The organism is Halalkalibacter wakoensis JCM 9140 (assembly GCF_000513095.1).
In the GTDB taxonomy this organism is placed as follows: domain Bacteria; phylum Bacillota; class Bacilli; order Bacillales; family Bacillaceae_D; genus Halalkalibacter; species Halalkalibacter wakoensis.
The window spans coordinates 23654-31138 of record NZ_BAUT01000045.1; the positions used below are offsets into that span (position 1 = coordinate 23654).

Genomic DNA, 7485 nt, shown 5'->3' on the forward strand with positions numbered 1-7485 from the left:
TATATATCCCTCCCTTCAATGAAATAATTTCAATTTAATAAAAGTTCTTTATAAATTCTTTCCTTGCTCCGATATCCCAAATTCTCATTGTTCTCTCAGTTGTTTTTTCAATTAAAGAAATTCCTTCATCTAATGCTTTCTCTAGAGAAATAGGTTCAGAGACAATATCTACAATTCCATCGACTCCATGGGAATACACACTCTCTGCTCCTTCACCAATGCTCCCTACTATTGCGATAACTGGAATTCCATATTTTTTTGCCTTACGTGCCACTCCAACTGGTACCTTTCCGTTTACCGTCTGAGAATCTATTCTTCCTTCACCAGTGATAACGATGTCTGCGTTTGGAAGATGCCTTTCTAAGTCAATTAGATCAATTATTCTTTCTACTCCTGAGTAACTTTCGGCATTGCAAAAGATAAAGAATCCAGCAGCTAATCCTCCTGCAGCACCACTTCCAGGCATTTTAAATACATCTATTGAAAATTGTCGTTTGACCATCTCTCCGAAGAATCTTAAATTCCGATCAAGTAATTTAATGGTAGCCGTATTTGCCCCTTTTTGAGGACCATATACAACAGAAGCCCCATTCGGACCACATAAGGGATTTGTTACATCAGATAATAGAATAATTTCCGTATCTTTCAGCCTATTATCTAAATTTGTAGTATCAATACTATTTATCTTATTTAGTTCTCCACCACCGAAACCAATTTCTTGATTATTACCATCCATGAAGCTAACTCCTAATGCCTGAGCCATCCCAACCCCTGCATCATTAGTAGCGCTTCCACCAAGACCGACATAGATAGTACTGCATTTTCTATCTAGTGCATCTTTAATTAATTGACCAGTTCCATAAGTTGTTGTAGTCAGCGGGTTATATTCTTCCCTTGAAATTAAAGTTAGACCTGAAGCTTCTGCCATTTCGATAACAGCTATATTACCTGGAAGAATACCGTACTTAGTTTTAATTTTTCTTCCTAATGGGTCTAAAACATCTACTTCTATATATTTTCCTTTTAGTGCTTTTACAAGGGTATCGACGGTGCCTTCTCCTCCATCTGCGATAGGTACTTTTACAGTTTGAATATCATCACGGTAATAGCGAAGCCCTCTTTCAACGGCATCGGCTGCTTCTGAAGTTGTACAACACCCTTTAAATGAATCAATTGCAATCACTACTTTCATATGATCAACCTCACTCTATTTTTTGTTACCGCTTACATAATGAAATATAACTTATAATGTAAGCAGCTTCTCCATACGTCAATAATTTTAATTCTTGAACTATTCTAATGATATGGTACTCGTACTAAATGTTGGGGTTTTAACTTATTCCCCCAAACAATTAGTGTAATACCTTAGAAAACCTACTTACCCCTCTGTTACCGCTTACATGATTAGATATGATTCATATCGCTGTGCTTCATCCCTATCTGTTAATAATTATAATTATCAAACTATTCTAATGATATGGTATACGTAATAAAAGTAGTTGGTTTTATTTATTACCTAGAACAATGAAGTTAAGTTCTTCATTCATCTCAAAATTATCAAATGTTATAAGATACTTGCCAAATACAAAATAAACATATCCTTAAAGATACGCAAATCATAATCTGTTTTATCTTTTATTTTTTGGATTTTATATTGTACAGTATTCTTATGAATATAATACTTACTCGCCAGGAGATTTAAAGAACCATTGCACATGAAGTAACTTTTAATAAAATCGTTAAATTCCTGCAACTCTTTTCTATTACATTTAGAAAACACTTGACTTTTCAATGTCAACTTATAGTTTTCAGGTATTTTACTCAAGGCTACATATAGAGAAATTTCACTAAATTGATAGACACCTTCCTTATTTTCTAAATAGTAAGAAACACTTAGCGCTTCATTATAAGATTTTGATATATCCTCGTAAGTATCGTACGTATTCCCAATTGAACATTGCAATAAAACTTGATGAATTTCTTTAACTTTTTTACTTAAGTAATTAATTTCTTTATTTAACTCAACTTGGTTTAAGTTAGATATAATGACAAAAAAATCGCCACTGTAGGAAATGAGAGATTGCCTAAAACTTATTTTGTCATAGATATATTGCTTTAAAATATTATGTCTAGCACTATTCAATTGATTATTTCTATTCACTTCATCTATCTGAACATATTTTATTAACGCAACCGTATATACCCCTTTAACGTCTAGATTATATTGATGCAAACGTTCCTCAATTTCAAATAGCGATGATGAAAAATTTCCATTTATTAAATCCTTCGTAAAAACAAGCTTTATTTGTTCCTGATTATTTTGATGCCAGAGATTAAAATATTCATACATTATCATTTCCGTCATTTTTTTAATGACTCTTGCGTATTTCCCTACTTCCTGTGGATTCCCCGTTATACCAACAACTCCAATGATTTCGCTCGAGAAATAAATAGGTAAATTCACTCCCGTCATACATCCTTTATACTGCTCGTCGTACTCTACAATCAGTTCATGATAATTATTCCTTATAACTAGCTGAGCAGCTTCATGAAAATTATTAACTCTTTGTTCATCCGTACTTGCAATAACAAAACCATTATTATTAATAATATTTATATTATGGTCTATTACACTGCTAATCTCTTGTATAATTTTATCAGCTGTCATCTTGTTTAAATACACAGAAATCCTCCTTTGAAAGTATAATAAGATCCTAGTAATCACAGCCTTATTATTTATAATTCCAGCCAGTTGAACTGAAGAGGTGACTTTTCATTCTGCTAACATCTAATAAACAACTATTCTACTAATCAAAAATAAATCCCTTTAAAATTCTGTTTTCACAAGAGAGGATATCTTTAAAAAAGTTTTTTAAGGAGCAATTTCATTTCGTTTAATTAGTAAAAGTGCCTGTCACTACCCGTATCTTGTCGTCGAGATAATATCGACAAGATACGGATAGTAGTGACAGGAACTATATTTCAGGTCGTACTCGGGACTTTCACCCGTTAGAGTTCACCCATGCTGGGCGAACAAAAGAAGCACGAGTACCGGCCCCGCGCTTCCAAAAACTATAATATACTAATCTCTTGCCATCTGCACCGCACGAATAAACTCTTTTGATTTTCTCGTTAACTCCGCTAAATTTTCATCATTCATTTCTAATTTTGTATTAACAAGAGCACTTCCTAACCCTACTGCCACCGCTCCTGCTTTTATATAATCAGCGAGATTCGAGACATTAATGCCTCCTGTTGGCATAAGAGGAATTTGAGGAAGAGGTCCGTGAACATCTTTTAGATAAGACGGTCCAAATACATTAGCTGGGAACACTTTAATTACATCAGATCCACTCTCATAAGCAGTTAAAATTTCCGTTGGTGTTAATGCCCCAGAAATACAAACAACGCCATAACGTTTTGTCATCCGAATCGTTTCTGAATTGACCGTCGGAGAGAAAACAAATTTGGCTCCTGACAAAATGGCCACTCGTGCCGTTTCCGGATCTAAAACAGTACCAGCCCCCACAATCACATCAGTTAATTCCGTAGACACCTTTTCAATAAGAGAAAGTACCCTGGGCGTTTCAACTGTAATCTCCAATGTTTTTACCCCTCCGTCACGGAGAGCTCTTGAAATGGGAACAATATTATCGACAGTTGCTCCTCTAATAATGGCGACAACGCCACTATCTTTTATCTCTTGTAATAAAGTCATATTTTCCTCCTTCATTCATTTTTTCTTAAAACTTGAACGCCATTGTCTTTGCCAACAATCACGTGATCAGTCATTCCAATAAAAAGTCCCGTTTCAACCACACCCACGATTTGCTTTAATTGAGAATGAAGATTCATAGCATCTTCAATTAATCCAAAATAACAATCTAAAATATAATTGCCATTATTAGACAAGTATATCTCATTCTCTCTTTTACGAAGTTGAATGCTGTGGCAGCCCATCTGTAACATGCGCTGCGCGGTAACTTCCCAACCAAATGGTACGACTTCTATTGGTACACCGAATTCTCCGAGATTGTTGACTACCTTCGACTCATCAACAACGATAATGAGCTTCTTTGAAGCCGCATTGACAATCTTTTCTCGAACAAGAGAGCCTCCTCCACCTTTTATTAAATTAAAAGAGGGATCAACTTCATCTGCACCATCAATGGCTAAGTCAAGTTCTGTTACTTGCGAGAAGTCCGTTAAGGGAACACCAAATTGGTTAGCCCATCCTTCTGTTCGAATCGAGGAAGGAACTCCTTTAATCTTCATCCCCTTATTCACTAATTCCCCAATTTTTTTAATCGTCCAATAGACAGTAGATCCTGAACCTAGACCTATCGTCATCCCATCCTCTATCAATTCAACTGCTTTTTCACCTGCACGTTTCTTTCTTAGCTCAACTTGATCAGTCAATCGAACCACTCCTTACTAAAAAAAAGAAGAGAAAGTCTCTCCTCTTTTTTTATTCTATTAAATCCTCTCTAATAGGGGTAAATACATCAAGAATTATACAGTCCTCTAAAACCTTCACACGATGCTCAACGTTCGAAGGAATGTATTGTACATCTCCTTCTTTAAGAACTGACGTTATTCCATTTACTTCAAATTCTACTGAACCTTTATTAATATAACTAACCTGTTCATGAACATGTTGGTCGACATCTCCATAGAAACCTTTTTTTAATGCAACCTTTACAAACATTAACGACCCTTCATGCGTTAAGACTTCTCTTTCTACCATTACAACACGTTCCTTTCACAATAGCTTTAGCTAAAACAGAGTTGGATTAAATAATTTCGGAATATAGAAAGCAATATTTGGGAAAAACGCTACAAATCCAAGTACAACAAGAATAACTGCTATAAAAGGAATAACCGCTTTAAATGACTTTTCAATTGAGAGATCTCCTATTTTGGCAGCTAATAGTAAACATAAACCATACGGCGGAGTAATAAGACCAATTGCTAATGTCATGATCGTAATTAATCCTAAAAGAACAGGACTGATTTCATACATGAGTGCCACTGGCAAAATCACAGGAATAAATAAAATCATTGCTGGAATGGCATCCATAAATGTTCCGATAAACAAGAAAAAGATAATAATAATAATTAAGAATACTAACTTACTATCAATATTAGTTGTAAAGAAATCCTGTACCCAAGTAGAGACTCTATAGTAACTCATTAGTTCTCCTAATGCACTTGCTGCTGCTAGAGCAAATAAAGATAAAGAACTTAATGTTAATGTATCAACTAATATCTTTGGTAAATCCTTAATTTTAATTGTTTTATAGAAAAACATACTTACAAACAAAGTATACAAAGAGGCAAATGCCGCTGCTTCTGTCGCAGTGAAGAACCCGGTTACAATTCCACCAATTAATATGATGGGTGTAAATAGTGCTGGTAATGTTTCGACTAACAATTTAGAAAATTTACTTAGCGACGTTCTCTCATATTTCGGATAACCTCGTTTAATTGAATAAAAGTAAATTAAAATCATCATACCGAGCCCCACAAGAACTCCCGGTATAATGCCTGCAAGAAACAAAGCTCCTACTGATGCATTAGTTAATCCAGCAAATATAATCATTGGAATACTTGGAGGAATAATGACTCCAATGGTAGAAGAAGCTGCTGTTACACTTACCGCTGTTTCGGTATCGTATCCTTGCTTTTTCATATTTGGAATGAGGATCTTACCTACTCCAGCAGTGTCCGCTTGAGATGCTCCTGAAACACCGGCAAAAATCATGGACACTAAAATGTTGGCATGTGCCAAACCACCACGAATATGACCAACAATTGAAAGCGAGAAATTAATTAATTTTTGAGAAATTTGACCATGATTCATTAAATTAGCTGCAAGAATGAACAAAGGTACTGCTAATAAGACAAATGAATCAAGACCATTTAGCATTTTTACAGGGACAGACACTTCAGGAATATAGGGAATGTTTAAGATCCCCAGCAAGGCGACAATTCCAATAACAAATGCAATAGGCACGCCAATAAACATCAAAACTAGAAAAAGTGCAATTAAGATGAACCCCATTATTCAGTCGCCTCCCCTGCTGTTATTTTTTTCACTGTACCTGCAATATGTGACAATAAATAAATCACCATTGTTATACTCATAATTGGTAAAGAAATCCATACATACCCCATTTTCATGGAAGGTAATGAGACCCACTTATAGTCCCAGAAAGTGGTTAAAGCTGTTAAGCTATAGAAAAATAATGCCGCACAGAAAAGCAATAAGATTCCATCGATGACAATATGAAGAGTGTGTTTGGCATTCCCCTTTAACTTCTTCGCAAGTAAATCAAAATTAAAGTGATCTTTGCGATTGACCATTACAGCCGCTCCCATAAATACAGCCCATATAAAAGAGTAATTAGCTACTTCTTCCGTCCATATAACTGATACACCAAAATATCTAGTGATGACCTGAATAATAACAGCAATAAAGAATATCGTTAAAAAGGTTACACCTAGTGTTAATTGAATTTTTTCTAGTCGTTTAATAAACATGCTCTCACCTTCTTATTTTAGAAAGTAAAGGGGAAGGACGTATGTGTCCTATACCCTTCCCCTCATTTATTAATTATTTTAAGTCGTTAATTTTCTGTAGTAATTCTTCAATACCCATGTTTTGAGCTGCTTCTTCATTTAATGGTGCTGCAATCTCAATAAATGGTGCACGATCGATTTCATTAATTTCAGCACCTTCTTCAAGAGCAAGTTCTTTATACTCTTCTTCTTGCGCATATAAAGCTTCGCGTTCTGCTTGAACAGAAGCATCCGCAGCTGCGAGAATGATTTCCTTCTGATCCTCTGTTAATGAATCAAATTTATCTCCACTAATTAGTAATAATCGAGTCGTGTAGTCATGTCCTGTTTCCGTTGTATATTTTCCGTTTGGTGTTCTATGATGATTTTGTTGAATATAGTACGGATACGCATTCTCAGCTGAATCTACAACATTTTGTTGCAATGCTTGATACAATTCACCCCATGCTACTGAAGTAGGGATCGCGCCGACTTGCTGCCAATAATTTGCTACTACACCTGAAGTTTGTGTACGAATCGTCATTCCCTTTAAGTCATCAATGGACTCAAGCGGCTTCTTCCCATAATAGTGTCTTACACCAGCAGTCCAGTAGCCAAGAACTTTAAAATCGTTATTTGATTTCTCATTAATGATGCTTGCTAGTTCTTCCCCTACTTCTCCGTCAACGACACTTTCCCAGTGCTCATAACTATCAAATAGATATGGAAGTGCGAATAAATCTACTTCATCAATTCCAGCAGAAGTCATAAATCCTGGCGATACGAGGACAACATCTGCACCACCTAACTTAAGTCTTTCAACTAACTCTGATTCCTCCGTACCTAAAGTCCCCGCATGAACCTCTACTTCAATGGCACCATCTGATTCACTTTCTGCTACTTCTTGAAACTTCAATAAACCAG

Annotated in this window: 8 protein-coding genes; all 8 read right to left on the reverse strand. The window is 35.5% G+C overall.

Features of this window, described 5'->3' with window-relative positions:
* Positions 1-34: 34 nt before the first annotated feature.
* Complete coding sequence (locus JCM9140_RS15265) at positions 35-1192, reverse strand: glycerate kinase family protein (RefSeq protein ID WP_034748336.1); 1158 nt, start codon at positions 1190-1192, stop codon at positions 35-37.
* Between the two features lie 372 nt (positions 1193-1564).
* A complete protein-coding gene (locus JCM9140_RS15270) occupies positions 1565-2683 on the reverse strand; it encodes a CdaR family transcriptional regulator (RefSeq protein WP_034748339.1) in 1119 nt (372 codons plus the stop codon).
* Positions 2684-3082: 399 nt separating this feature from the next.
* Positions 3083-3718 carry a bifunctional 4-hydroxy-2-oxoglutarate aldolase/2-dehydro-3-deoxy-phosphogluconate aldolase gene (locus tag JCM9140_RS15275; RefSeq protein WP_034748342.1) on the reverse strand — a complete coding sequence of 212 codons (636 nt, stop codon included), beginning with the start codon at positions 3716-3718 and terminating at the stop codon, positions 3083-3085.
* A gap of 11 nt (positions 3719-3729) precedes the next feature.
* A complete protein-coding gene (gene rpiA / locus JCM9140_RS15280; protein ID WP_369384436.1) occupies positions 3730-4428 on the reverse strand; it encodes a ribose-5-phosphate isomerase RpiA in 699 nt (232 codons plus the stop codon).
* A gap of 40 nt (positions 4429-4468) precedes the next feature.
* The gene (locus JCM9140_RS15285; RefSeq protein ID WP_052002305.1) at positions 4469-4747 is read right to left on the reverse strand and encodes a cupin domain-containing protein; all 279 of its coding nucleotides are present in this window, start codon (positions 4745-4747) and stop codon (positions 4469-4471) included.
* A 30-nt stretch (positions 4748-4777) separates the two neighbouring features.
* The gene (locus tag JCM9140_RS15290) at positions 4778-6064 is read right to left on the reverse strand and encodes a TRAP transporter large permease (protein WP_034748348.1); all 1287 of its coding nucleotides are present in this window, start codon (positions 6062-6064) and stop codon (positions 4778-4780) included.
* On the reverse strand, positions 6064-6543 hold the full coding sequence (locus JCM9140_RS15295; RefSeq protein WP_034748351.1) for a TRAP transporter small permease: 480 nt from the start codon (positions 6541-6543) through the stop codon (positions 6064-6066). The genes JCM9140_RS15290 and JCM9140_RS15295 overlap by 1 nt, the downstream gene beginning before the upstream one ends.
* A gap of 73 nt (positions 6544-6616) precedes the next feature.
* Positions 6617-7485: TRAP transporter substrate-binding protein (locus tag JCM9140_RS15300; RefSeq protein WP_034748369.1), on the reverse strand; the 869-nt coding region annotated here is incomplete at its 5' end.